This is a genomic window from Pseudomonas lundensis (assembly GCF_015377145.2).
Classification (GTDB): Bacteria; Pseudomonadota; Gammaproteobacteria; order Pseudomonadales; family Pseudomonadaceae; genus Aquipseudomonas; species Aquipseudomonas lundensis.
The window spans coordinates 492,525-518,176 of sequence record NZ_CP062158.2 but is presented as its reverse complement, the minus strand read 5'-3'; the positions used below and the strand labels follow the sequence as shown (position 1 = coordinate 518,176).

22 protein-coding genes and 1 pseudogene are annotated in these 25,652 nt (G+C 60.1%); 18 read left to right on the top strand and 5 right to left on the bottom strand.

Annotated features, from left to right (window positions below; genetic code table 11):
- Positions 1 to 47: 47 nt before the first annotated feature.
- Positions 48 to 1,103, bottom strand: coding sequence for a biotin synthase BioB (bioB, locus tag IF654_RS02705; RefSeq protein ID WP_047279342.1), 1,056 nt, complete (start codon positions 1,101 to 1,103; stop codon positions 48 to 50).
- 88 nt (positions 1,104 to 1,191) lie between these two features.
- On the opposite strand from bioB, the pseudogene IF654_RS02700 reads away from it, so the two are divergent.
- The 5 genes and pseudogenes from IF654_RS02700 to rarD all read left to right on the top strand — a co-directional run.
- Positions 1,192 to 1,931, top strand: a pseudogene (locus tag IF654_RS02700) (hypothetical protein); the annotation flags it as partial.
- A gap of 56 nt (positions 1,932 to 1,987) precedes the next feature.
- Positions 1,988 to 2,749, top strand: a complete 762-nt coding sequence (locus IF654_RS02695; protein ID WP_194862779.1) for a TOBE domain-containing protein — start codon at positions 1,988 to 1,990, stop codon at positions 2,747 to 2,749.
- Between the two features lie 85 nt (positions 2,750 to 2,834).
- The gene (locus IF654_RS02690) at positions 2,835 to 4,736 is read left to right on the top strand and encodes a PhoX family protein (RefSeq protein WP_194862780.1); all 1,902 of its coding nucleotides are present in this window, start codon (positions 2,835 to 2,837) and stop codon (positions 4,734 to 4,736) included.
- A gap of 102 nt (positions 4,737 to 4,838) precedes the next feature.
- A complete protein-coding gene (locus IF654_RS02685; RefSeq protein WP_047278086.1) occupies positions 4,839 to 5,813 on the top strand; it encodes a serine/threonine protein kinase in 975 nt (324 codons plus the stop codon).
- Between the two features lie 165 nt (positions 5,814 to 5,978).
- Complete coding sequence (gene rarD / locus IF654_RS02680) at positions 5,979 to 6,866, top strand: EamA family transporter RarD (protein ID WP_047278088.1); 888 nt, start codon at positions 5,979 to 5,981, stop codon at positions 6,864 to 6,866.
- A gap of 107 nt (positions 6,867 to 6,973) precedes the next feature.
- Here rarD and IF654_RS02675 read toward each other — a convergent pair whose 3' ends face one another.
- Positions 6,974 to 7,492 (bottom strand): glycine cleavage system transcriptional repressor, encoded by a 519-nt coding sequence (locus IF654_RS02675; protein ID WP_047278090.1) that lies wholly within the window; start codon positions 7,490 to 7,492, stop codon positions 6,974 to 6,976.
- Between the two features lie 424 nt (positions 7,493 to 7,916).
- On the opposite strand from IF654_RS02675, the gene IF654_RS02670 reads away from it, so the two are divergent.
- Positions 7,917 to 10,094 (top strand): malate synthase G, encoded by a 2,178-nt coding sequence (locus IF654_RS02670; RefSeq protein ID WP_094988173.1) that lies wholly within the window; start codon positions 7,917 to 7,919, stop codon positions 10,092 to 10,094.
- Between the two features lie 60 nt (positions 10,095 to 10,154).
- Here the strand turns inward: IF654_RS02670 and IF654_RS02665 are convergent, their stop codons facing one another.
- Complete coding sequence (locus IF654_RS02665) at positions 10,155 to 10,604, bottom strand: response regulator (RefSeq protein ID WP_047278095.1); 450 nt, start codon at positions 10,602 to 10,604, stop codon at positions 10,155 to 10,157.
- Positions 10,605 to 10,901: 297 nt separating this feature from the next.
- Here IF654_RS02665 and IF654_RS02660 point away from each other — a divergent pair, with 297 nt between their 5' ends.
- From IF654_RS02660 to IF654_RS02620, 9 genes are all read left to right on the top strand, one after another.
- Positions 10,902 to 12,836 carry a putative nucleotidyltransferase substrate binding domain-containing protein gene (locus IF654_RS02660; RefSeq protein WP_094988174.1) on the top strand — a complete coding sequence of 645 codons (1,935 nt, stop codon included), beginning with the start codon at positions 10,902 to 10,904 and terminating at the stop codon, positions 12,834 to 12,836.
- Positions 12,833 to 13,543: a 3'-5' exonuclease gene (locus IF654_RS02655; RefSeq protein ID WP_047279348.1), complete on the top strand. Its 711-nt coding sequence runs from the start codon at positions 12,833 to 12,835 to the stop codon at positions 13,541 to 13,543. The genes IF654_RS02660 and IF654_RS02655 overlap by 4 nt, the downstream gene beginning before the upstream one ends.
- A gap of 172 nt (positions 13,544 to 13,715) precedes the next feature.
- The gene (locus IF654_RS02650) at positions 13,716 to 14,240 is read left to right on the top strand and encodes an RNA polymerase sigma factor (protein WP_162493712.1); all 525 of its coding nucleotides are present in this window, start codon (positions 13,716 to 13,718) and stop codon (positions 14,238 to 14,240) included.
- Positions 14,237 to 15,214 carry a FecR family protein gene (locus IF654_RS02645; RefSeq protein WP_094988175.1) on the top strand — a complete coding sequence of 326 codons (978 nt, stop codon included), beginning with the start codon at positions 14,237 to 14,239 and terminating at the stop codon, positions 15,212 to 15,214. Before IF654_RS02650 ends, IF654_RS02645 begins: the two co-directional genes overlap by 4 nt.
- A 122-nt stretch (positions 15,215 to 15,336) precedes the next feature.
- The gene (locus IF654_RS02640; protein WP_194862781.1) at positions 15,337 to 16,332 is read left to right on the top strand and encodes an acyltransferase domain-containing protein; all 996 of its coding nucleotides are present in this window, start codon (positions 15,337 to 15,339) and stop codon (positions 16,330 to 16,332) included.
- A gap of 153 nt (positions 16,333 to 16,485) precedes the next feature.
- Complete coding sequence (locus IF654_RS02635) at positions 16,486 to 18,912, top strand: TonB-dependent receptor (protein WP_194862782.1); 2,427 nt, start codon at positions 16,486 to 16,488, stop codon at positions 18,910 to 18,912.
- Between the two features lie 86 nt (positions 18,913 to 18,998).
- Positions 18,999 to 20,111: a PepSY-associated TM helix domain-containing protein gene (locus IF654_RS02630; RefSeq protein WP_047278105.1), complete on the top strand. Its 1,113-nt coding sequence runs from the start codon at positions 18,999 to 19,001 to the stop codon at positions 20,109 to 20,111.
- Positions 20,108 to 20,284, top strand: a complete 177-nt coding sequence (locus tag IF654_RS02625; RefSeq protein ID WP_194862783.1) for a hypothetical protein — start codon at positions 20,108 to 20,110, stop codon at positions 20,282 to 20,284. The genes IF654_RS02630 and IF654_RS02625 overlap by 4 nt, the downstream gene beginning before the upstream one ends.
- Before the next feature lie 124 nt (positions 20,285 to 20,408).
- Positions 20,409 to 21,347: an RHS repeat-associated core domain-containing protein gene (locus tag IF654_RS02620; RefSeq protein WP_194862784.1), complete on the top strand. Its 939-nt coding sequence runs from the start codon at positions 20,409 to 20,411 to the stop codon at positions 21,345 to 21,347.
- Between the two features lie 14 nt (positions 21,348 to 21,361).
- Here the strand turns inward: IF654_RS02620 and rloA2 are convergent, their stop codons facing one another.
- Positions 21,362 to 21,862, bottom strand: a complete 501-nt coding sequence (gene rloA2 / locus IF654_RS02615; protein WP_047278107.1) for a retropepsin-like aspartic peptidase RloA2 — start codon at positions 21,860 to 21,862, stop codon at positions 21,362 to 21,364.
- A gap of 243 nt (positions 21,863 to 22,105) precedes the next feature.
- On the opposite strand from rloA2, the gene IF654_RS02610 reads away from it, so the two are divergent.
- Complete coding sequence (locus IF654_RS02610; RefSeq protein WP_194862785.1) at positions 22,106 to 22,993, top strand: acyltransferase; 888 nt, start codon at positions 22,106 to 22,108, stop codon at positions 22,991 to 22,993.
- 3 nt (positions 22,994 to 22,996) lie between these two features.
- Here IF654_RS02610 and IF654_RS02605 read toward each other — a convergent pair whose 3' ends face one another.
- Complete coding sequence (locus IF654_RS02605; protein WP_194862786.1) at positions 22,997 to 23,569, bottom strand: DUF2780 domain-containing protein; 573 nt, start codon at positions 23,567 to 23,569, stop codon at positions 22,997 to 22,999.
- 419 nt (positions 23,570 to 23,988) lie between these two features.
- On the opposite strand from IF654_RS02605, the gene IF654_RS02600 reads away from it, so the two are divergent.
- Complete coding sequence (locus IF654_RS02600; protein WP_095009933.1) at positions 23,989 to 24,255, top strand: short-chain dehydrogenase; 267 nt, start codon at positions 23,989 to 23,991, stop codon at positions 24,253 to 24,255.
- 130 nt (positions 24,256 to 24,385) lie between these two features.
- A complete protein-coding gene (locus IF654_RS02595) occupies positions 24,386 to 25,417 on the top strand; it encodes an RHS repeat-associated core domain-containing protein (protein ID WP_194862787.1) in 1,032 nt (343 codons plus the stop codon).
- Positions 25,418 to 25,652 lie beyond the last annotated feature (235 nt).

Here is a 25,652-nt window from a genome sequence, read left to right as displayed (position 1 = left end):
GACCTGAGCGCAGCGTGCGCCCGCGCCTACCTGTGCGGTGGGTAGCGTTAAACCGCAGCGTTGTAGAACTGCTCGCTGGATTTTTGATCCATCAGCGCGTGCTCGATGGCCGCCTGATGCACTTCGTCAGCATGATCTTCGCGGGCCTCGGGGAGGATGCCCAGGCGACTGAACAACTGCATGTCCTTGTCCGCCTGCGGGTTGGACGTGGTGAGCAGTTTGTCGCCGTAAAAAATCGAATTGGCCCCGGCCATGAAGGCCAGCGCCTGCATTTGTTCGTTCATGGCTTCCCGACCGGCCGACAGCCGTACATGGCTCTTGGGCATCATGATGCGCGCCACGGCCAACATGCGGATGAAGTCAAACGGGTCCACTTCGTCAGCGTTTTCCAGCGGCGTCCCCGCCACTTTCACCAGCATGTTGATCGGCACGGATTCCGGGTGTTCCGGCAGGTTGGCCAGTTGGATCAGCAAATTGGCGCGGTCATCGAGCGACTCACCCATGCCCAGAATGCCGCCCGAACAAATCTTCATGCCCGCCTCGCGCACATAACTGAGGGTTTGCAGGCGCTCACTGTAAGTGCGGGTGGTGATGATGGTGGTGTAGAACTCGGGCGATGTATCGAGGTTGTGGTTGTAGTAGTCGAGCCCTGCCTGGGCCAGCGCGGCGGTTTGCTCCTGATCGAGCTTGCCCAATGTCATGCAGGTTTCCAGCCCCAGCGCTTTCACGCCTTCAACCATTTTCAGCACATAGGGCATGTCTTTGGCCGACGGGTGCTTCCACGCGGCCCCCATGCAGAAACGCGTGGCGCCGATGGCCTTGGCTTTCGCCGCTTCCTCCAGCACCGCCTGAACCTGCATCAACTTTTCTTTCGCCAGCCCGGTGTTGTAGTGACCGGACTGTGGACAATATTTGCAATCTTCCGGGCAGGCGCCGGTTTTGATTGAAAGCAGCGTCGAGACCTGCACCCGGTTAGCGTCGAAATGCGCGCGATGCACCTGTTGTGCCGCGAACATCAGGTCATTGAACGGCTGGGTAAACAACGCCCGCACTTCGGCTAAAGACCAATCATGACGCATGGTGTTAAAGGTGCTGGCGCTCATCGGCGTCTCTCTTGTTTATGCTTTGGTTTAAACCTGAATTCGGTCTTTCAGGCAGGGCACGGATGGCCGGTATGTTTAAGGATGTTACCTACGCTGTCAACCCGGAGAGAAATGGAGGTTTACATCTGGTCATTTAATGTACAAACCTGCTTACTGTGTGATGAGCCTTCAGCTACGCAGCTACCGGTATGCGGGCCCTGCAAACACGAACTGCCGTGGCTGCAAAACCCCTGTCAGTGCTGTGCCCTGCCGTTGTCCATGCCGGGCCTGACCTGCGGGGGCTGCCTTAAACACCCGCCCGCGTTTGCGGGGGTGCATGCGCCGTGGCGGTATGACTTTCCGGTGGACAGCCTGATCCTGCGGTTCAAACACAACAGTCGCTGGCCTTTTGGCCGCCTGTTGGCAGCACTGCTCAGCCAATCGCTGCTCGATAGCTACCAGCAGGCTCAACCCCGGCCGGATGTGCTGCTACCCGTCCCGCTGTCCACCGCCCGGCAACGTCAACGCGGTTACAACCAGTGCGCCATGCTGGGTCAGTGGCTCAGTGACCGGCTTGATATTCCCTGCCAGGCCCACTGGCTGTTGCGCACCCTGGACACCCCGGCACAACAGGCGCTCGACGCCAAAACCCGCAAACGCAACTTGCTCAACGCCTTCGCGCTGGCGCCCGACGCGCAGGTCCGGGGGCTGCATGTGGCGTTGGTGGATGACGTATTGACCACCGGCGCCACGGCGCAAAGCCTCGCCCTGGTGTTGCTCAAGGCCGGGGCGAAACGGGTGGATGTGTACTGCCTGGCGCGCACGCCAAAACCGGACGGCCCGGCTTGACGACGCCCCAGCAAGTGGGCACTTTGCCAAGCCCCCTGCCAAACGAATCAATCGACATGCACTTGCCGACCTTGCTGACGCAGCACATCGTCCGCCGCCCACAGCGAATAGCGCTGTTGCAGCACATCGCCGAGCAAGGTTCGATCACCCGAGCCGCCAAAAGCGCCGGCATCAGTTACAAGGCCGCGTGGGAGGCCATTGATGAACTGAACAATCTGGCACAAACCCCCTTGGTGGAACGCAGCGTGGGGGGCAAGGGTGGTGGCGGTGCCCGGTTGTCAGTAGCGGGCGAGCGTGTGCTGCGGCTTTATCAACGGCTGCAAGTGCTGCAAAGCCAGGTACTGGACGCCGCCGAAGAAGCCCAAGACCTTGAGCTGCTGGGCCGCCTGATGCTGCGCACCAGCGCCCGTAACCAGTTGCACGGCACCGTCGCGAGCATTCACGGCCACGGCCATTACGACCTGATCGATCTGCAATTGGCAGGCGGGCTGACCCTGCAAGCGCACATCACCCGCGACAGCACGCAGAGCCTGGAGCTTGAACCCGGCACGCCGGTGGTGGCGTTAATCAAGGCCGGTTGGTTGCAGCTGATTAAACCCGAAGCTGCGGTGGCGGGTCACAACCGGTTACACGGCAAGATCGAGCAGATTTTCCACGCGCACGACGGCCCGAGCGAAGTGCGCATCAGCCTGCCCAATGGCCAGACCCTGTGTGCGCTGAGCGAAGCGCAACACCTCGAAACACTCGCCTTGGTGGAGGGCAGTGAAGCCCTGGTGCAGTTCGCGCCGACCTTGGTGCTGTTGGGTACGCCGCTTTAACACGTCGCCCGCCACCCTCTGAAACATCCCTGTCACACCCTCTGATTAAGGTGGCTGCCAAAACCGTTGCGAGGGGCAGCCTGACATGAACCTATTACAAGAAGACCAAACCACTGATCTTGAACAGATCATCGGCCTCAGCCGTCGGGGCTTCATCAGCGCGGGCGCCTTGTGCGGCGCGGCGATGTTTCTGGGCGGCAGCCTTTTAAGCCGCAGCGTGCTGGCCGACGGGGTGCGCGCAGCGTCCAGCCCGTTACTGGGCTTTAACAGCATCGACGCCGCCACCACCGACACCCTCACCCTGCCACCCGGCTACCGCGCCTCGGTGCTCATCAGCTGGGGCCAACCGCTGCACGCCGATGGCCCGGCCTTCATGCCCGACGGCAGCGGCACGGCGGCGCAACAGGAAGTGCAATTCGGCGATAACAACGACGGCATGAGCCTGTTTGCATTCCCCGACGACCCCGACCGCGCTCTGATGGCCATCAACAACGAATACACCAACTACCGCTACCTCTACCCCCACGGTGGACAGCCGACCTCGGCCGAAGACGCGCACAAGGCGCAGGCCAGTGAAGGCGTGTCGGTGATTGAAATTCAGCGCAAGGGCGACCGCTGGCAGTTTGTGCAAGGATCGCCCTTCAACCGGCGCATTCACGGCAATACGCCGATTCGCCTGAGCGGCCCCGCCGCTGGCCATGCGTTGCTGCGCACCCAGGCCGACAGCACCGGCACCCGGGCGCTGGGTACGTTTCAAAACTGCGCCAACGGTAAAACCCCGTGGGGCACGTACCTGACGTGCGAAGAAAACTTCACTGACTGCTTTGGCAGTACCGACCCGAATCCAACCTTTGATGCCGCGCAAAAGCGTTACGGCGTGGTCGCCGCCAGTAAAGACATCAACTGGCACCTGCACGACCCGCGTTTCGACCTGGCGCACACCCCCAACGAATTGAACCGTCACGGCTGGGTGGTGGAAATCGACCCGTTCGACCCGCAATCAACGCCGGTCAAACGCACGGCGCTGGGCCGCTTCAAACACGAAAACGCCGCACTGACTGAAACCCGCGACGGCCATGCCGTGGTGTACATGGGCGACGACGAGCGCGGGGAGTTCATTTACAAGTTCATCAGCCGCGACAAGATCGACCACCAAACCCCCAAGGCCAACCGCGACCTGCTGGATCACGGCACCTTGTATGTCGCACGCTTTGATAACGGCGACAGCCACCCCGACCGGCCCAAGGGCAAAGGCCAATGGATCGAACTGACCCACGGCAAAAACGGCATCAACGCGGACAGCGGCTTCGCCAATCAGGCTGAAGTGCTGATCCACGCCCGCCTGGCCGCCAGCACGGTCGGCGCCACACGCATGGATCGCCCGGAGTGGATCGTCGTCAGCCCCAAGGACGGCCAGGTGTATTGCACCCTGACCAACAACGTTAAACGCGGTGAAGACGGTCAGCCCGTCGGCGGCCCCAACCCGCGCGAGAAAAATGTGTACGGGCAAATCCTGCGCTGGAGCGAGCAAGGTAATGACCCTGGCGCTGCCACGTTTGACTGGGACCTGTTCGTCGTCGCGGGCAACCCGGCCGTGCATCCCAAACAGCCCAAGGGCGGTTCGGCCAATATCACCCCGCAAAACATGTTCAACAGCCCGGACGGCATGGGCTTTGACGAGGCGGGAAGACTCTGGATTCTGACCGACGGCGACGTCAGCAACACCGGCGACTTTGCCGGCATGGGCAACAACCAGATGCTCTGCGCCGACCCCAACACGGGTGAAATCCGTCGCTTCATGGTCGGCCCGGTCGGTTGCGAAGTGACGGGGATCAGCTTTGCCCCGGATCAGAAAACCCTGTTCGTGGGCATCCAGCACCCGGGCGAAAACGGCGGTTCGACCTTCCCTGAGCACCTGCCTGGCGGCAAGCCGCGGTCCTCGGTAATGGCCATCAGCCGCGAAGACGGAGGAATCGTCGGCGCGTAAGGCCAACACCCGCAGGGCGATGGATATCTATCGCCCTCTGCTCAGCTGTCTGCGCTAACATGCGGGGCCGGACGCGGCAGCCTGCTGCGCGCAGGAGTCAGCATGTCTCATCCGTTTGCAACACTTACCCCAGATTTGGTGCTCGACGCCGTTGAAAGCATCGGTTTTCTCAGCGACGCCCGCGTGCTCGCGCTCAACAGCTATGAAAACCGCGTGTATCAAGTCGGCATCGAAGGCTCGGAACCGCTGATCGCCAAGTTCTACCGTCCACAGCGCTGGACCAACGCCGCCATTCTCGAAGAACACCGTTTCACCTTTGAACTGGCCGACTGCGACGTGCCGGTGGTCGCACCGTTGATTCACAACGGCGAAAGCCTGTTCGAACACGCCGGTTTCCGCTTCACCCTGTTCCCGCGCCGGGGTGGCCGTGCGCCGGAGCCGGGCAACCTCGATCAACTCTATCGCCTCGGCCAACTGCTCGGCCGTCTGCACGCGGTCGGCGCTACCAAGCCGTTCGAACACCGCGAGGCCCTGGGCGTAAAGAACTTTGGCCATGACTCCCTGACGACCTTGCTTGAAGGCAACTTCATACCCCGCAGCTTGCTCCCGGCCTACGAGTCTGTGGCACGCGATCTGCTCAAGCGCGTCGAAGATGTCTATGCCGCCACCCCGCACACCACGATCCGCATGCACGGCGATTGCCACCCCGGCAACATGATGTGCCGCGACGAGGTGTTCCACATTGTCGACCTGGACGACTGTCGCATGGGGCCTGCGGTGCAGGACCTGTGGATGATGCTCGCCGGGGATCGTCAGGAATGTTTGGGCCAACTGTCGGAATTGATGGACGGCTACAGCGAGTTCCATGATTTCAACCCGCGTGAACTGGCCTTGATCGAGCCGCTGCGCGCCCTGCGCCTGATGCACTACAGCGCCTGGCTGGCAAGGCGCTGGGACGACCCGGCCTTCCCCCACAGCTTTCCGTGGTTTGGCACCGAACGTTACTGGGGCGACCAAGTGCTGGCGTTGCGCGAGCAACTGTCCGCGTTAAATGAAGAACCGCTGAAGCTGTTCTGAACGCCCTGACACCACGTTGCTGAGGCCCGGGAGCACGTTTTCGCGGCCTCGGGCGTCGGCCGCAAAAATGCTGTCTGCCCCCGCCTTTCACACGACACCTTCGTAAAACCTGCTTACACTCTTACCCTTCACAGTGTCTGACAGTTGTTCACGCAAGGATTCCGCATGCAAGCCGCCAACCCGCGCCACGGGTACATTCTGGGCCTGAGCGCCTACATCATCTGGGGCCTGTTCCCGATCTACTTCAAGCTGCTGGCCAGCGTCCCCGCCGCAGAAATCATCGTCAACCGCGTGCTCTGGTCTGCACTCTTCGGCTCGTTACTGTTGTTGGTGTGGAAACATCCCGGCTGGTGGCAAGAGTTACGCGACAACCCCAAACGCCTGGCGGTGCTGACCGTAAGCGGCCTGCTGATTGCGGCCAACTGGCTGACCTACGTGTGGGCGGTCAACAACGACCGGATGCTCGAAGCCAGCCTCGGGTACTACATCAACCCGCTGGTCAATGTGCTGCTGGGCATGTTGCTGCTGGGCGAACGTCTGCGTCGCTTGCAGTGGGTCGCCGTCGGGCTGGCGGCGGTCGGCGTGGCGCAGCAAGTGTGGCAGGTGGGCAGCCTGCCCTGGGTGTCGCTGGCGTTGGCGCTGACGTTCGGCTTTTATGGACTGATCCGCAAGCAGGCGCCAGTCAAGGCATTGCCCGGCCTGGTGGTTGAAACCTGGATTCTGGTGCCGATTGCCATTGGCTGGCTGCTGATGCACCCGGAGGCCAACAGCGCGCACGCCGAATTCTGGGCCAGCTCCGAAGCCTGGTTGCTGGTGGCCGCAGGCCCGGCAACGCTGATCCCGCTGGTGTGCTTCAACGCCGCCGCACGGCATTTGCCCTACACCACACTGGGTTTCATGCAGTACTTGGCGCCCACCATTGTGCTGATTCTGGCCGTCACGCTGTACGGCGAACACTTGTCTGAAAGCACACTGATCGCGTTCATGTTCATTTGGGCGGGGTTGCTGGTCTACAGCATCGATGCGTGGGTCAACCTGCGCCGTCGCGCCTGATCAAAAAACGTACACTTCAATGCAGGCCATACCCCCTGTGGCCTGCAACGATGTTTCCAACGGTTATCCACAGGCAGGTGCAGCGTTTCATGGGATAACCTTTGGCCCTACTCGTCTGTGCGTAACTTCAGTTCGACTAGCATCTCATCGGCGAGTTTTTCCAGCCGCTCTTGCAGCACCTCCAGCGACAGCGTCAGCGGCACGGCCAGAATGGCTTCGGCATGAAACAACGGCTCATTGCTCATGGGCGCGGGCCGCACCTCCGTCACCAGCCGCTCCAGGCTGACCTCATGATCGGTCAGCACCTTGGTGATATCGCGCACGATGCCAGGGCGGTCGTTGCCGACCAGGTCCATGGCAATGGGTTTCCAGGTGCAGGCTTGCTCAATCCCGCTTTCAGCCACCAGCACCCGAATGCCTTCGGTCTCCAGCCTTTTAAGCGCGTCCACCAACTCCTCGTAGGTTTCGGCTGACACCCCCACCCGCAAAATGCCAGCGAACTGTCCGGCCATGCGCGACATGCGACTCTCCAGCCAATTGCCGCCATGTTCGGCAATGCATTGGGCGATGCGCTCGACCTGACCGGGTTTGTCCGGGGCAAAAACCGTAATCACGAGATGGTTCATGGCGCCAGCACTCTGAAAAGGGGTCGACTGAGTATAGGCAACCGTGCGCCATCCGCCTGGCCGACTACAGTTGGCTGCGCAGCGGCTGTTTACACGGGTGGACCGCGAACGACAGTAGCGCGAACACAGCATTTGCACATTAAATTGTGTACTGTTTTTAGAATTATCTGGAACAACCTGTGTGTTTCTTGAGAACATCCTGTTCTTCTACATGACCAGACCTTTAAAAATGGTCGTGGAACGACGTGATTAGTCTGATTTTCACATCTGCAATTGATCATGTAGTATGCCTCGGCGAGCACTACATAATTCGTAACACGGTTCGCCAAAGCGTCTGCAATACCCCGTACAACCCCGCAAGCATGAGCCACGCGGTGTTTTGAGAAGCGCTCCAGGCTTTAAATAAAAATGAGTGAGGCAAGCAATGACTGAACACGTTCACGTCGGTGGCCTGCAGGTCGCCAAAGTCCTGTTCGACTTCGTAAACAACGAAGCTATCCCCGGTACCGGTCTGAATGCCGACCAGTTCTGGGCCGGTGCCGACAAGGTTATTCACGACCTGGCACCCAAGAACAAAGCACTGCTCGCCAAACGCGATGATTTGCAGGCGCGCATCGACGCCTGGCACCAGGCTCAGGCCGGCAAGGCCCATGACGCCGTGGCTTATAAAGCCTTCCTCCAAGACATTGGGTATCTGCAGCCAGAAGCCGCGGATTTCCAGGCAACGACGCAAAACGTCGATGACGAAATCGCTCGCATGGCCGGCCCGCAGTTGGTGGTGCCCGTGATGAATGCGCGCTTTGCCCTCAACGCGTCGAACGCCCGCTGGGGTTCACTGTATGACGCGCTGTACGGCACCGATGCCATCAGCGAAGCCGATGGCGCCGAAAAGGGCAAAGGCTACAACAAGGTACGTGGCGACAAGGTGATTGCCTTCGCCCGCGCCTTCCTCGACGAAGCCGCACCGCTGGCCAACGGCTCCCACGTGGACTCGCTGGGTTACGCGGTGGTCAATGGCGCACTGCGCGTGGCCCTCAAGGGCGGTGCCAGCAGCGGCCTGCGCGACGCGGCGCAACTGATTGGCTACCACGGCGAAGCCGCCGCACCGACCGCCGTGCTGCTCAAGCACAACGGCCTGCACTTTGAAATCCAGATCGACGCCTCAAGCCCCGTCGGCCAGACCGATGCCGCGGGCGTCAAAGACGTGCTGATGGAAGCCGCGCTGACCACCATCATGGACTGCGAAGACTCCGTGGCCGCCGTCGATGCCGACGACAAAGTGGTGATCTACCGCAACTGGCTGGGCCTGATGAAAGGCGACCTCAGCGAGCAAGTGTCCAAGGGCGGCCAGACCTTCACCCGCACCATGAACCCGGACCGCGAGTACACCGCCCCCAACGGCGGCACCGTGAACCTGCATGGCCGCTCGCTGTTGTTCGTGCGCAACGTGGGTCACTTGATGACCATCGACGCGATCCTCGACAAAGACGGCAACGAAGTGCCAGAAGGCATCCTCGACGGCCTGATCACCAGCCTCGCGGCGATCCACAGCCTCAACGGCAACACCTCGCGCAGCAACAGCCGCACCGGTTCGGTTTACATCGTGAAACCCAAAATGCACGGTGCCGAAGAAGCCGCGTTCACCAACGAGCTGTTCGGCCGTATCGAAGAAGTCCTGAACCTGCCGCGCAACACCCTCAAAGTCGGGATCATGGACGAGGAGCGCCGCACCACGGTCAACCTCAAGGCCTGCATCAAGGCTGCCAGCGAGCGCGTGGTGTTCATCAACACCGGCTTCCTGGACCGCACTGGCGACGAAATTCATACCTCGATGGAAGCCGGCCCGGTCGTGCGCAAGGCCGACATGAAAGCCGAGAAGTGGATCTCGGCCTACGAGAACAACAACGTCGATGTCGGCTTGAGCACAGGCCTGCAAGGCCGCGCCCAAATCGGTAAAGGCATGTGGGCCATGCCGGACCTGATGGCCGCCATGCTGGAACAGAAAATCGCTCACCCGCTGGCAGGCGCCAACACCGCCTGGGTGCCGTCGCCCACGGCCGCGGCCCTGCACGCGCTGCACTATCACAAGGTCGACGTGTTCGCCCGCCAGGCCGAACTGGCCAAGCGCGCCAAAGCGTCGGTGGACGACATTCTGACCATCCCGCTGGCCGTGAACCCGCAGTGGACGCCCGAGCAGATCCAGAACGAACTGGACAACAACTCGCAGGGCATCCTGGGTTACGTGGTGCGCTGGATCGACCAGGGCGTGGGGTGTTCGAAGGTGCCGGACATCAATGACATCGGCCTGATGGAAGACCGCGCCACGCTGCGTATTTCAAGCCAGCACATCGCCAACTGGCTGCGTCATGGCATTGTCAACGAAGCGCAAGTGATGGCCAGCCTCAAGCGCATGGCGCCGGTGGTTGACCGTCAGAACGCCAACGACCCGCTGTACCGCCCGCTGGCCCCGAACTTCGACAGCAACATCGCCTTCCAGGCGGCGGTCGAACTGGTGATCGAAGGCACTAAACAGCCGAACGGTTACACCGAGCCGGTGCTGCACCGTCGCCGTCGCGAGTTCAAGGCCAAACAGGGTCTGTGAGTCAGCGTTAACGGCGCGTCATCAAAAACCCCGGCCACGTGCCGGGGTTTTTGTGGGCGTTCATTCGATGCGCAACTCGCGCTTGATCAGTTTGAGCAACTGATCGGTATCAATGGGTTTGAGCAGAAAATCCACCACGCTCAAATGCATCGCGGCGATGGTGTCGCGCACCTCGGCATCGCCCGACATGATGATCACCGGCAAATTGGCCCATTGCGAACTGCGCACCTTGCGAATCAGGTGCAAACCGTCGCGCTCGGGCATGCGTAAATCGGTGAGGATCAAGCCAATGGTTTTTTCCGTCATCAACGCGCGAATGGCTTGTCGGGCACTGGCCGCCTTGATGGAGGGGATGCCATGCATCTGCAGCAATTCACTGAGCAGATCGCGTGCAAACTGATCGTCTTCGACAATCAATACACACTGCACAGGCTGTACCGGAGCAGGCGCTTTCATCACCTCACTCAGGGCCTCCCGCTCGGCGTCACTCAAGATGTCGTGTTCGGTCATACGGTTCTCAAACGGCGTGGTTGAGTCAAATATCCCACCGGTGCAGTCAGCTTTCCCTAAGCTCTACGCCCAATGTGCACTCGCAAAGCTGCATTTCCAAGTCTTGCAACACAATAAACGGACCTGTTTTCTGTGAGGTGATTCAAAAATATCAATAGGCCATTACCCCTGTAAGGCCTGCCATAGACTTACGTCCAATGGGCACGTGGGCGCAGACAACCGAGCATGAAGCGCATCAAGACGACAGGGGGCACGACCCCGCCATAACAACAACGGTCAGACGTGCGGTAACGGTCAATGAGTAAATCGGATGCGTTTCTCCAGGCAGGAAAAACCGCGGTGTTGCAAAACATTCACGGCACCATGCAGTTTTTGCAGCGATTCCCGCCCTTCAACCAAATGGAAAACACTCACCTGGCGTTTCTGGTCGAGCAGTGCCAACTGCGCTTCTATGGCCCCGGTGAAAGCATCATTCGACCCGCCGATGGCCCGGTCGAACACTTCTACATCGTCAAGCAGGGTCGCGTGGTGGGCGAACGTACCCATGTGGGGCGTCAAGAGGCCGAGACCACGTTTGAAATCACGGCCGGCGAATGTTTCCCCCTCGCCGCGTTGCTGGGCGAGCGCGCCACGCGCACCGAACATCGCGCGGCCGAAGACACGTTTTGTCTTCAATTAAACAAGCCTGCGTTTATCAAGTTATTCGCCCTGTCCGAAGAGTTCCGTGACTTCGCCCTGCGCGGGGTCAGCAGCCTGCTCGACAAGGTCAATCAGCAAGTTCAGCAAAAGGCCGTCGAAACCCTCGGCACGCAATACTCGCTCAACACCCGCCTGGGCGAACTGGCCATGCGCCATCCGGTGACCTGCCTGCCCGGCACGGCCCTGCGCGAAGCCGTGCGGCTGATGCACGAACAACAGGTGGGCAGCATCGTGGTGGTGGACGAGGACAAAGCGCCGCTGGGGATTTTCACCCTGCGCGATTTGCGCCAAGTGGTGGCCGACGGCACGCAGGATTTTGAGCAAGCCATCGAACAGCACATGACGCCCGGCCCGTTCTACTTGTCCCCCGACCACAGCGCGTTCGATGCCGCCATCGCCATGACCGAACGCCACATTGCCCACGTGTGCCTGGTCAAGGAACACCGCTTGTGCGGCGTGGTGTCCGAACGCGACCTGTTCTCCCTGCAACGGGTCGACCTGGTGCACCTGGCGCGCACCATTCGCCATGCCCCGCGACTGGACAACCTGATCAACCTGCGCGGCGAAATCGGTCAACTGGTGGAGCGCATGCTGGCCCACGGTGCGTCATCGACCCAAATCACCCACATCATCACCCTGCTCAACGACCACACCGTGTGCCGCGTCATCGAGCTGGTGCTGGCCGAAAAAGGCGACCCCGGCGTGCCCTTTACCTGGCTGTGCTTCGGCAGCGAAGGGCGACGGGAGCAGACACTGCACACCGATCAGGACAACGGCATCCTGTTCGAAGCGACCGATGCGGCGCAGGCGGCCGAGATACGTCAGCGCTTGCTGCCCATCGCCCAGCTCATCAACACGCACCTGGCGGCCTGCGGTTTTACCCTGTGCAAAGGCAACATCATGGCTGGCAACCCCGACCTGTGTTTATCCCGAGCCGAATGGGCGCGCCGCTTCGCCGCGTTTATCCGCGAAGCCACGCCCGAAAACCTGCTGGCATCGAGCATCTATTTCGACCTGCGCGTGGTGTGGGGCGACGAAAGCGGCTGCCGGCAACTGCGGCGCGGCATCCTTGAGCAGGTGGCTGACAATCGCCTGTTCCAGCGCATGATGGCCGACAACGCCTTGCGCCATCGCCCGCCCGTGGGGCGCTTCCGCGAATTTGTGCTGGAGCGCAAAGGCAGCGACAAAGCCACCCTCGACCTGAAAGTGCAGGGCCTGACGCCCTTTGTGGACGGTGCCCGACTACTGGCGCTGGCCCATGGCGTCGAGGCCATTAATACGCTGGAGCGTTTGCGCCAGCTGGTGACGCTTGGCGTGATCGAAACACTGGACGGCGCGGCCTACGAAGAGGCGTATCACTTCATTCAGCAAACGCGCATGCAACAGCACCAATTGCAAACGCGGGAAAACCGCCCGTACTCCAACCGGGTCGACCCGGACAACCTCAACCAGCTTGACCGACGCATCCTGCGCGAAGCGCTGCGTCAGGCCCAGCGTCTGCAAAGCAGTCTGGCGCTGCGGTATCAGCTATGAGCCTGTTTTCCTGGTTGCTGCCACGCAAGACCCCGGTCTTGAGCCTTGAACAGCAACAGCGCCTGCTGCAACTGCCGCCCGCGCCGGGGCTGGGTGAGGCGTCATTGCGCAGCCAGCGTTGGGTGGTGGTGGATCTGGAGACCAGCGGGCTGAACCTCAATCGCGACCAAGTGCTGTCGATTGGCGCCATGGTGATTGAGGATGGCGCAATTGATCTGGGCCAAGCGTTTGAGCGCACCTTGCTGCGCACCCACAACCCGCTGAACCCCAGCGTGTTACTGCATGGCCTGGGCCCCGAGGCGATTGCCGCCGGGTGCGACCCCGCTGATGCCTTGCTCGACTTCATGACGTTTGTGGGCGACAGCCCGCTGCTGGCATTCCATGCCCCGTTTGACCAGCACATGCTGGGGCGGGCCTTGAAAGACAGCCTGGGTTATCGCTTGCAGCACCCGTTCATGGACGTGGCGGCCCTGGCGCCCCTGTTGTGCCCGCACGCCGACATGCGGGATGCGGGGCTGGACCACTGGGTTCGGCACTTCAACTTGCAGGTTGAAGACCGTCATAACGCCAGTGCCGATGCACTGGCCACCGCCGAGCTGGCGCTGATCCTGTTCAGCCGCGCCCGCGCTCAACACCTCGACAGCCCCTTGGCCCTGCAACAGCGGCTCAATCAGTGGCAGCGGCGCAAGCAGATGCACAGCTTCTAACCCCCCTTCCCCAGCCTGATGTCGGGGGCGCTTGCACTGACGCCGCCTCTCTTCTTTCCCGTTGCGCGAAGGTCAGCGTGAGGGCGTTCATCCGATGAGCGTCAATTGCGCATGGCTTTTGGCTCTGACACAATCGCGAATAATTATCGTTAGTTAAAACTTGCATTCGGTGATGCCTTTGTCGTCAGTCCAAAATCCCCACAGTGAGCTGGTTGGATCGCTTTATCGCGACCATCGCAGCTGGCTGCTGGCGTGGTTGCGGCGCAATGTCGCCTGCCCGCAGCGGGCTGAAGACTTGAGCCAGGACACCTTTGTGCGCCTGCTGGGCCGACCCCAATTGCAAGCCCCCCGCGAACCGCGCGCCTTTTTGGCGGCCATCGCCAAAGGCCTGCTGTTCGATTACTTCCGGCGCGCCGCACTGGAACAGGCCTACCTCAACGAATTGATGCTGATTCCCGAAGCCGAGCAGCCTTCGCCTGAAGAACAGCAATTGATCCTCGAAGACCTCAAGGCCATTGATCGCTTGCTGGGCAAGCTGTCGAGCAAGTCCCGCGCGGCCTTCTTGTACAGCCGCCTCGACGGCCTGACCCACGCCGACATCGCTGAGCGCCTGGGCGTATCGGTGCCCAGGGTGCGCCAGTACCTGGCCCAAGGCATTCGCCAGTGCTACATCGCGCTGTATGGCGAACCGACATGAGCCAGGCCAACAGCAAACCGGTGTCCGCTCGCGTGCTCGACGCCGCCATTGCCTGGCAGTTATGCCTGGACTGCGGCAACGGCAGTGAGGTTGAACAGGCCGAATTCGCCAAGTGGTACGCCGCCAGTGAAGAACACGCCCGCGCATGGCTGCAGTTGGGCATGCTCGACCACCGTTTCAGCACCGCCAGCGTCCCGGCGCGCAATGCCTTGCTCAAGGCCCGTGACAGCGCCCACCACCGGATGCGCAAAATCGGCAGCGGGCTGGCCAGCCTTGCGCTGGTGGTCGGGTTGACCTTACTGGTGGGCAAAAACCACCTGCCGATTGATTACTGGATGGCCGATCAACGCACCGCCACGGGCGAGCAACGCGTGGTCACACTCGCCGACGGCACCCGGCTCAACCTCAACACCCACAGCGCGGTGGACGTGCGGTTTGACGAAACCACGCGCCTGATCGTGCTGTACGAGGGTGAAATCATGGTGCAAACCGGCCACAACGACGCCCGCCCGTTTATCGTCAAAACCCGCGACGGCAGCCTGCGCGCCCTGGGCACCCGGTTTATGGTCAAGCGCGAAGACGACGGCACCCGCCTCAGCGTCCTGCAATCGCGAGTGGCTGCGCACCCCGAACACAGCGCCGACGAAACAGTCTACGCCGAAGGCCAGCAAGTGGTGATGCACCGCGACGGTCTGGGCCAGCGGCTGGCGCTCAACCCCGGCGCAGACGCCTGGACCCGCGGCATGCTGGTGCTCGACAACGTGCGCCTGAGCGACATGGTCAGCGAGCTCAACCGCTACCGGCGCGGCCACCTGGGGGTTGACCCGGACGTCGCTGACCTGCGCATCACCGGCAGCTTCCCGTTAAACAACATTGAACTGGCACTCAACGCACTGCTGCCGACCCTGCCGGTGCAAATCACCCAACGCACCCCGTGGTGGGTCACGGTCAGCGGCAAACCGGAAGCCCGGTGATCGGGTAACGGCTACCGGCTATCGCCCCAAGGCCACGCGTTAGAGCAGGTTTCGCCTCTGCGGCTAAGCTCGTGCGCGCTGTGTATTCGCAGCGCTAACGTTCAATAGCCGAGGAAGGATCCATGCCGCTATTACCTGAAATCAGCAGTCGACCCATCGTCTTTTTGTACCCCGGCCAAGGCGGGAGCCCACAAGGGAGCTTGCAAGCGTTATATGGCCTGAGTGAGGACATCCGACACACCATCGACGACGTGCTGACAGCCGTCGACAGCGTGGTCGAAGAACGCCAGCAACAGGGCCACGCCCTTGCTCCCGGCATGGTGCGCACGCTGTTGCTCACCCCGGACACCGGCACGGCGCTGCCTTACGGGCTCAAGCAACTGGGCCTCTACACCAGCGCCGTGGCCGTGAGCCAAGTGTTGCGCCGCGCAGGGATTGAACCGGATGCCGCGCTCGGGGAGAGCTTCGGTGAAATCGCCGCCCGCGAATGTGCAGGCAACATAACGATCATCAATGGCGCCCGAACGGCGTGTGCGTTGAACGACGCGTACCGCGCGGTGCTGGATCAAGGCGACATGCTGCTGGTCAGCGCCAGCGAAGAGCAGACCCGCGCCGTGCTGCGTGAAATCAACCACCCGCAGCTGATGCTGGCCACCGTCAACTCACCGACCCACACCGTGGTCAGCGGCCCCCATGACGCGTTGCAAGCCATGATCGACGCCACCCCGGCGGGCGTGCCGCCCCCGCGCGAGCTCAACATCGGCTATGCCGCCCACCATCCGCAGCACTTAGCCATCAAACAGGCTGCGTTGCGCACCATGCCCGGCATTCCCCAAGTGCCGCTCAAACTCACGCTCTACTCCACCGTGCAACAACGGGCCTACACCCCGCAGGATGACTTGGTCGAAGGGATGACCGACAACACGATCAAACCCTGCCACCTGCCCAACACCCTGAGCGTCCTGAGCCGTGCCATCCACAATCCGTTATTCATCGATTTGGGCGGCAACGGCTACATGGCTCGCTGCGTCAGCAAAATCCTGCCCGGTGCGCGGACCTATGCGCCTCTGACCCAAAACGCCCTTGACCTGCGGGCCGACCTCGCGCTTAAACCATAGGCACATCCGCTGGCGCAGGTGCTGTACTGCCTGCGCCAGCGTTTGCGGCTGCGCACGACCCCCCTGCACATTTATTTCGCTTAGCCCTATCACTTTTCCAGACTCGTTCGGCATACAGGCATTGAGAAACATTTCCATTCAGGAATCTGCCGAATGTCCCGTACCCTCGACACGTTGTTGCGCCCCAGCCTGCTAGCCGTCGCCATTGCGTTCAGCGTCCCGTTGACCAGCAGCGTGCTGATGGCCGCCGAACACAGCACAACCGCCCGCAGCTATAACCTGCCCGCCGGCCCACTGGCCTCGACCCTGAACCAGATCGCCAGTCAGGCGGGGATCACGCTGGCCATCGACTCGTCCTTGCTGGCAGGCAAAACCTCGGCGCCGGTCAACGGCCAGTTCGAGCCGACCACCGCACTGCGCGAGGCGTTACAAGGCAGCGGTTTGCAGTTGCAACAAAGTGGCAGCGGCACCTACACCCTGCTGCCCATCGAAACAGGCGCCCTGACGCTGGGTGATGTGAACATCAACGCCACCGCCGCGGCCGAAGGCTCCGAGGCGGCGGGCTATGTCAGTGAAAACGTCAACAATGTCGGCGCGCTGGGCGGGATGAAACTGCAAGACGCGCCCTACTCGATGAGCGTGACCTCACAGGCCTTTCTGAAAAACACGCAGGCCACCTCACTGGATGACGTGTTTAAACGTAACCCCTTCACCCAGGTGTTTTCCCCCACGGGCGCGGGATACGCCAGCGCGGTGAACATTCGGGGGTTTAGCGCACCGGGCAACTTGAGCATTGCCAACGACGGCCTGCGGTTTTCGACCCTGGCCGACGCCGGTAACTTCCTCGAAGAAACCGAACAACTGGAAGTCGTCACCGGCCTCACCGGGTTTCTGTATGGGCCTGCGTCACCCGGCGGTCTGGTCAACTACGTGCTCAAGCGCCCCACCTACCAGACGTACCGCAGCGTGACGCTGGGCAATGCGGGCGGGGATAACTATTACCTGCACGGCGATTTTGGCGGCAAGCTCGACGACGAAGGCCAGTTTGCCTATCGCTTGAACCTGCTCACTCAAGATGGCGAAACCGCCATCGACATGCAGAAACGCCGCCGCGAACTGATCAGCCTGGCGGTCGACTGGAACGTCAGCGACGACCTGCAAATCCAGTTCGACGCCTCGCACAAAAAAACCCAAGTGCGCGGGTTGACCAGTTATTGGTACTTCAGCGACCAAGCGCTGCGCCCTCGGGCTTCAGTGCTGGATAACGACAAACTGTACAGCCAGCGCTGGTCGTTCTCGGACAACGAAACCGACAAGGGCGGCGTTCGCGCCAAATGGCGCTTGAACGACACCTTCACCCTGCGAGCCGCCTTCGCCGCGCAAACATTCACCGAAGAAAACACCTACACCGGGCCGACCGTGTCCAGCGCCGGTGTTTACACCCAGCCGCTGTACGCATTTGCGCCCATCGAGCATCAGGAAAACTCCGGGTATCTGTTCCTCGACGCCGCCTTCAACACGGGCGCTATCGGCCACCAGATGACCCTCGGCTATCAGGGCAACAACTCGCGCGTGCGCATGTACGAGGATCACATTCCTTATCCAGGCCCCCAATACGATGATGTAGGACCAGGAAATTTACCGTTCGGAACAAGTCAGCAAGTCGGTAAACCTAGCTATTCAATCGGACACGGCAACCAACGTCTGGCCAACACTAGCGAAGCAAACAATTTCCTGATCGGCGACATCATCACCTTCAACGATCAATGGTCGAGCATCCTCGGTGTGACCCACACTCAGATCAAGACCTACGCTAACGAGTTCGTCTACGCCAAGGCTTTCGGAACACCTGAGACTGAAACGAGTTACAACGAAAGTAAAACCTCACCCAGTGTTTCGTTGATCTACAAACCCGTGCCCTGGCTGACCACCTACGCCACGTACATCGAAGGGTTACAGGCGGGCGGAACAGCGCCGAATGAAGCCATAAACCGAGGCGAAATCTTCGCGCCGCAAGTCAGCAAACAATACGAAGTGGGCGCCAAAGCGACCGTGGGCGAAACCTTGCTCACCCTTGCGCTGTTCAACATTGAAAAGCCTAACGGCTTCACCAACGGCGATAGGGTCTACAGCGAAAGCGGCAAACAGGTGAACAACGGCCTGGAGTTCAGCGTGACGGGTAAGGTCACGCCCGAACTGACCGTGGTCGGCGGTTTCACCCTGCTGGACCCGAAAATCAAAGACGCCAACGTCAAGTCCAACGACGGCAATGCCCCGGTCGATGTGGCCAAACAACTGGCCAAGGTCTACGCCGAATACGACATCAACGCGGTGCCCGGCCTGGCGCTGACCGGTGGTGCGTTCTACACCGGCAAGCAATACACCGACGAAGCCAATGACTACCAATTGCCCTCGTTCACCACGTTTGACGCCGGTGCGCGCTACCGCATGAAGGTGTCGCAGAACGACCTGACCTTGCGCATGAACGTCAGCAACCTGGCCAACAAAGACTACTGGCTCAACAGCCACTACCTGGGTGATCCGCGTACTGTACAGTTCTCGGCGCAGTTGGAGTTCTAATCACCCCGCCCGCCCTCACCGGGCTGAAGTCTCGATAAACGGGCCGCCAGGCGGCCCCTCGCAGCCTGCGTCATTTTTGGAATGTCATGAAAAGCAAAACCATCCGTCGCTGGTCCTTTATCCACACGTGGACCAGCCTGATTTGCACCGCGTTTTTGCTGTTGCTGGCGCTGACCGGTTTGCCGCTGATTTTTCATCATGAAATCGATCACCTGCTGGGCGACAGCCCGCAGCTTCGGGAAATGCCCGCCGATACCCCGCGCCTGAACCTGCAACAACTGGTCAAGGCCGCCGAGGCACACCGGCCCGGCGAGGTCATGCAGTACTTCGGCAGTGAAGACGACGAACCCAACGCGGTGATCGCCATCATGGCCCCCACGGCGGGCACCGAGCCTAATGCCTCGCACACGTTCATGCTCGACGCCCGTACCGGCGAAGCCCTGGAAATGCCGTCGGCCAATGGCGGCCTGATGATGGTGATGTTGCGCCTGCACGTGGACATGTTCGCCGGGCTGCCGGGCAAGCTGTTGCTGGCCTTCATGGGCATTCTGTTCGTGCTGGCGATTGTCTCGGGCGCGGTGTTGTACCTGCCGTTCATGCGCCGACACACCTTCGCCACCGTACGCACTGACAAATCCACACGCCTGCGCTGGCTCGACCTGCACAACCTGATTGGCGTCGTGACGCTGACCTGGGCCTTGGTGGTCGGCGTCACGGGCGTGATCAGCGCGTGCGCCGACTTGATCATTGCCGCATGGCGCACCGACAGCCTCACGGCCATGGTCGAGCCCTACCGCAACGCACCCCCGTTGACCCAACTGGCCCCGGCCACGCACCTGCTGGACATCGCTGCCTCCGCCGCCCCCGGCATGCGCCCGGACTTCATCGCCTTCCCCGGCACGCGTTTTTCCAGCGAGCACCATTACGCGGTGTTCATGAAAGGCAGCACGCACCTGACCTCACACTTGCTCACGCCGGTGTTGATCGACGCCAGCACCCTGCAGGTAACGGCCGTGGGCACGCGACCGTGGTACATGGACGCCATGGGCATGTCCCAGCCTTTGCACTTCGGTGACTACGGCGGCATGCCGATGAAAATCCTCTGGGCAGCGCTCGACGTGTTGACCGTCATCGTGCTCGGCAGCGGCCTGTATTTATGGTGGGTACGACGCACCGCCGCGAAGGAGCACACGCGATGAAACCGCGTCAGTCGAGTTTCTGGAAAGTCTTCTCCATCCCGCTGACCATCGGCCTGCTCAGCGCCATGGGCCTGTTCAGCGCATTGCTGGACGACGGCGCGTGGGATGTCCTGAGCTGGATCGGCCTGGGCATACCGGTGTGGCTCAGCGTGCGCGGGTTGCTTAAGCGTTGACCGGTGCGCTACCCCTATCGCTTGGCGACCAACGGCACACAAACCTAGCCGTTCTATCAGTACCGCTCACGGCATTTAGCCGCTAACACTGCCTGTTCATTGAGCAAGCAATACGGTAAATGCCATGTCAGCGCAAAAGCCCCTGCAACTGCACCAGTACGCCTTTGACCCGCTAGACCGTCATGTGAGTACCGGCACTGCTGAAGACCCAGCCACTCACCTGTTTTATTGTCGTGAACGTGTGGCCACTGAAATCAGAGGCGATACCCGTGCGCAAGTCTTTGAGTGTGAAGAGGCGGTACTGGCTTATAGAGTCCATCAGGGTGAGGGACTCACGACGTCACTGATCGCCGGGGACACTAAACGTTCAACACTGTCGGTTCTGAACCACAGCCAACAGGCATCAGTGACTTTTACACCATATGGGCATCAGCCCTTAACGCCCGGCACACACAGGGTGCCCGGCTTTAATGGTGAACGCCCGGACCCGCTGACTGGGCATTACTTGCTGGGCAGCGGCTACCGGGCGTTTAACCCGATATTGATGCGCTTTAACAGCCCCGACCGTTGGAGCCCGTTTGGCAAAGGCGGGATTAATGCGTATGCGTATTGCTTGGGCGACCCTATAAACCGTATCGATCCCGACGGTAATATCAGCGCACTGATGCTGAGCCGGGCGTTTACGATTATTACGGATGGTTTAGCAAAGAAACCGCCCCGCACGTGGGCATTTGCCAACAGCCTGGATGCTATTCCAGAGAACGAAGCAGTGACATCTTTCACCACCAGGATTGATAAAAGCCAACTTGAACTGACAAAAGACCTGAGGATTTTTCCGCGAAGCCAAAAACAAAATTTAAAACTTCATACGTTTATCAGGAAAAACAAACCACTACTGGTTGAGTTTGTCGAGTCCAATAATTTAGATAGAAAAAGAGAAATCGTTCTTCAGCTCACCGCTAAAAAATCAAAAAAAGAACGAAAATTGACCCTAAATATCCGACCTTCGCCTGACAATCCCACCGTTAAAACAGAGGGCCTAGCGTCGAGCATTCGCCAGTAATGCTCGACATCGGTTTAACAGTCCGGCTTATCGGCCGTGTAGCGACGGGCCGGGTTGACCGCCGCGCCAAATTCCCTGAGTGCCTTGGCGCCGATCAACAGCGGGTAGTTGAAACTGCTGCGGTCGGTCAGGTTGACCTCCACGGTGCGCTTGACACTACCCAGGCACATTTCAAGGTCAACCACCGGGCGCTTGGCGCTCGCGGGCTCTTCCTTGTCGTCGTCTTCATCGGCGCGGTTTTTGATTTTGCTGATGCGCGCCACTTTGTGCTCGTACACCTTGTCGCTCGCGCCTTTGGTCGCGAGCTGGAAACGCACCCAGGGCTCGCCATCGCGGGTGAAGGTTTCGATGTTCTTGGCCGACAACGACGCCGTCAGCGCGCCCGTGTCCATCTTGGCCTGCAAGGTTTCACCGATTTCCGGGAGCTTGATGTATTCATAACGCCCGTACAGCGTGGGCTCGGCCGCCATCACCGGCAAAGCCAGAACGGACAACAAAACGAAAACGGATTTCATGGTGGCAGTTTCCTGTAGAGGTTGCGGGTTAGACCCCGGTTTGCGCCTAGGTTCCCGCGGGCAAAGGGCAACCGGTCGTTGGGCGTGGTCGCTGGCGATCGCACGCAGCGCGTTTGGGCGGCACGTGTTCGGGTGTGCGCGCAGCCTAGTTCATCGCCTGTGAAACATTTGTCCACACTCCCGTTTGGCGTTCTGTGACGTGCTGCTTATCATTGGCGACCCTCACATCGTCAAGAGTCGCTTATGCGCCGCCTGCTCACCGGCTGTTTGGTCACGTTTTTGCTGCTGTGCAACACCCTGGTTTTATTTGGTCCGCTGATGCTGTTTGCCCTGCTCAAGCTGATCTCGCCGGGGCGTCTGCGCGATTACAACTCGCGGGCGGTCATGTGGATCGCTGAAACGTGGTCCGACATCGACAAGCGCATTTTCGCCCTGTGCCTGCCAACGCAATGGGACATCCGCGGCGCCGAGGGCTTGAGCCGCGACACCTCTTATCTGGTCATCAGCAATCACCAATCGTGGGTCGACATCCCGGCGTTGATGCAGGGCCTGAATCGCCGCACGCCGTTCTTCAAATTCTTTTTAAAGAAGGAACTGATCTGGGTGCCGTTTCTCGGGCTGGCCTGGTGGGCGCTCGATTACCCGTTCATGAAGCGCTATTCCAAAGCGTTCCTGGCCAAGCACCCCGAGGTCAAAGGGCAAGACCTGAAAATCACCCGCGCCGCCTGCGAATTGTTCAAGCGCCAGCCAGTGACGGTGGTCAACTACCTGGAAGGCACGCGCTTCACCCCGGCCAAAAGCGCGCTGCAACACTCGCCCTACACCTACCTGCTCAAGCCCAAGGCGGGCGGCGTGGCGTTTGTGCTGGCGGCGATGGGTGAACAACTGGATGCCGTACTCGACGTGACCGTGGTGTACCCGCAGGCCAGGATTCCGGGGTTTTGGGAGTTGATCAGCGGGCAGGTGCCCAAAGTGATTGTCGACATCCAGACCCGTGAGCTGGACCCGGCGTTGTGGCAGGGAGATTACGAAAACGACCCGGTGTTTCGTGAGGTTGTCCAGAGCTGGGTCAACCAGCTCTGGATCAAGAAGGACCAGCGCATCAGCACCTTGCGTGCCGAGCGCAACTGACCTTTAAGCGCCCCACAGCGTACTCAACGTGGTCAACAGCGGGCTGGCTACGCCCTGTTGGCCCAAGTACTGAGTGATCAACGGCGCGAACTCCTGAATCAGGCTGCTGTTCATGCCCAGCGCTTCGAACGCGCTGTTGAGCTGCGACTGATTCGTCACGTTGCTCACCGCCACTTTGGCATCTTTACCGACCGGGTTCTGCCCGACGATGTCCTTAAGCTGCGGGTTCTTGGCGCTGAACTGGCGCAGTTGGGTCAAGGCACCGGCCCCGGTGACTTTGGTGATGCCCGGCACTTGCTGCGTCAAGGCCGCATAATCATTGGTGGTGAGCTGGTTTTTGGCCAGGCTCAACATCGCGCCCACGCCACCGGCTGCCTGCTCAGGCTTAACACCCATCTGTTGGGCTTTATTCAGCAGGGCCAAGGCCTGAACGGTCTGGTCGGACTTCGCGCTGTTGCCGCCCTGAACCTGATTCAAAATGCCTGCGGCATCGTTCAGGCTAAAGCCCCCTGCAAACACCGGGCTCGCGGCCACGGTCATCCATGTTGCCAGTGCTACGGCGTTCAACTTCTTCATTGCGTCCACCTCTTAAAAGCCAAAGACCACTCCCGGCGGAGCAGTGAAACTGTGTGTAAGACCTGCCGCCCCGGCCGTTGTTCCCAACGCCCGTCGCCGGTCCAACGGCCGGCAAGCTTAATGCAAAAGCGCCACGGCCTACAGCAATTGAGGTTTGCCGGTTGCGGGCCAGCGGCTTATAGTCCGCCGGTCGTCCTCATGACGACCGGGTTTGGCGACCTGACTACCACCATGCGAAAACTCTTGTTTAATTGCAGGACTTTTTGCACCCGCAAAGCTGCTTTATGGCAGCTGCGCGTGGGAGACCTTCGGGTCTGCCGGTGGTGTGTTTCCGGTTCGCCAACCTGCGCGCAGCTGCCACCTATTCGTTTGGCGACGGCTAGGTGGGAGTTTTATCAAACACACAAAGAGCACTGACCATGAACCACTACATCCCGCTGACCGCCATCGACTGCTTGATCCCCAGCCTGCTGATAGACACCCAAAGCCCGCCCGACGTGCTGCATGCCAACGCGGCGGCGCGCATTCTGGCCGTGACCCAGGCGCTCGAAAGCCTTGACCGGCTCGAACTCAACGACGCTGACAGCGTCGACCTCAAACACCTCACCCACGCCTGCGCCATCTTGCTGCGCGACGGCTGCGACCTGCTGGACGTACTGGGCCGGCGTTTGCACGTGTCAACCTGAGTCAAGACAGGCCGTGACTCAGGCAGTGCCCGGCAACGGGCGCTGCTGACCTATCACTTCTGTCAGCTATACACCCCCCGAATACGTGTGGATGCTTGGATCGTATCCAACCTCTGATTCGGTATTGACCATGAAAAAGGCCCCTCCCACGCTTCAAGACAATTACCAATACGACGCACTGGACCGCCTGACCACCCGCAACGCCACGCATCGGTTTTATCAAAACGATCGCATTGCCACCGAGGTTGAAGGGGCCAACACCCGCCGCTTCATCGCGTTCGACGCACAACCTTTAGCCGTGCAAGAAGGGCAGGCCACTAGCCTGTTGGCCACCGACCGGCAAACCTCGGTGCTGCAGCAGGTCAGCGAAGCGGGCACACAGGCCTGTGCCTATACCCCCTATGGCCATCACCCGGCCGAAGATGGCATCACCCCGCTACTGGCTTTCAATGGCGAGCACCCGGAAGCCGTCACCGGGCATTATTTATTGGGTCAAGGTTATCGGGCTTATAACCCGGTGTTAATGCGCTTTAATAGCCCGGACAGTTGGAGCCCGTTTGGGGAGGGGGGGATTAATGCGTATGCGTACAGTCATAAGCCGCTGGACGAAGTGGACCCCTCTGGACACTTCTCATTTAAACCGCTGTTAAGGTCGTTGGGCCTCATGGAAAAATCAAAATTCAAAACCAACAGACTATTGGAACAGTATAAAAATAACTGGGCAGAGATAAAGGTGTTAGAAAATAAAGGCGTAGAACAGTTACCCCTACATCCAGAGCTTCCCCAAAACATTAGTAGCGGTAACGATAGAGCAATAAAATACTATCAAAAGCAAGTGAACATCACTTCAAGACAGATACTCAACTGGAGGCTCGCCAGACCCGAGATAAAAGGCCCCTACACTAAGAACTACGCATATGATGGTATAACACTAAAGCAACAAGCAGAACTCGACCAATACTATAACAACCACAACACCCAATGGAAGAAGCTTGAGGCACGGGCTGAAAGTTCTATCAGCAGACTGGAGAGCGATAACCTATATTACAGACAAAAACTAGACATGGAATATACACGCGTACTAACGCTCCGACTTAGAAGAAAAGGCTTCAATCCTACAATAACGGTTCAAGCTCTCAAGAAAATCAGAAACTCACACTAGCGATCATTAAACAAACTCATTCCTCACCCTCGACCAGCAAGCGCTGAACGACGAATAGCCCAGACGATGTTTATAACTGCCACAGCCGACAGGGGTGGCCGCACGGGCAATAAGGGATGTCTGCTGCTCGCCCGAACGGGAGCAGCACACTCGCCTACAGCACTTGAGCCCGCCCGTGTGGCTCATACCTATCACTTTTGCCAGCTATACATCCCCCGAATACGTATGGATGCTC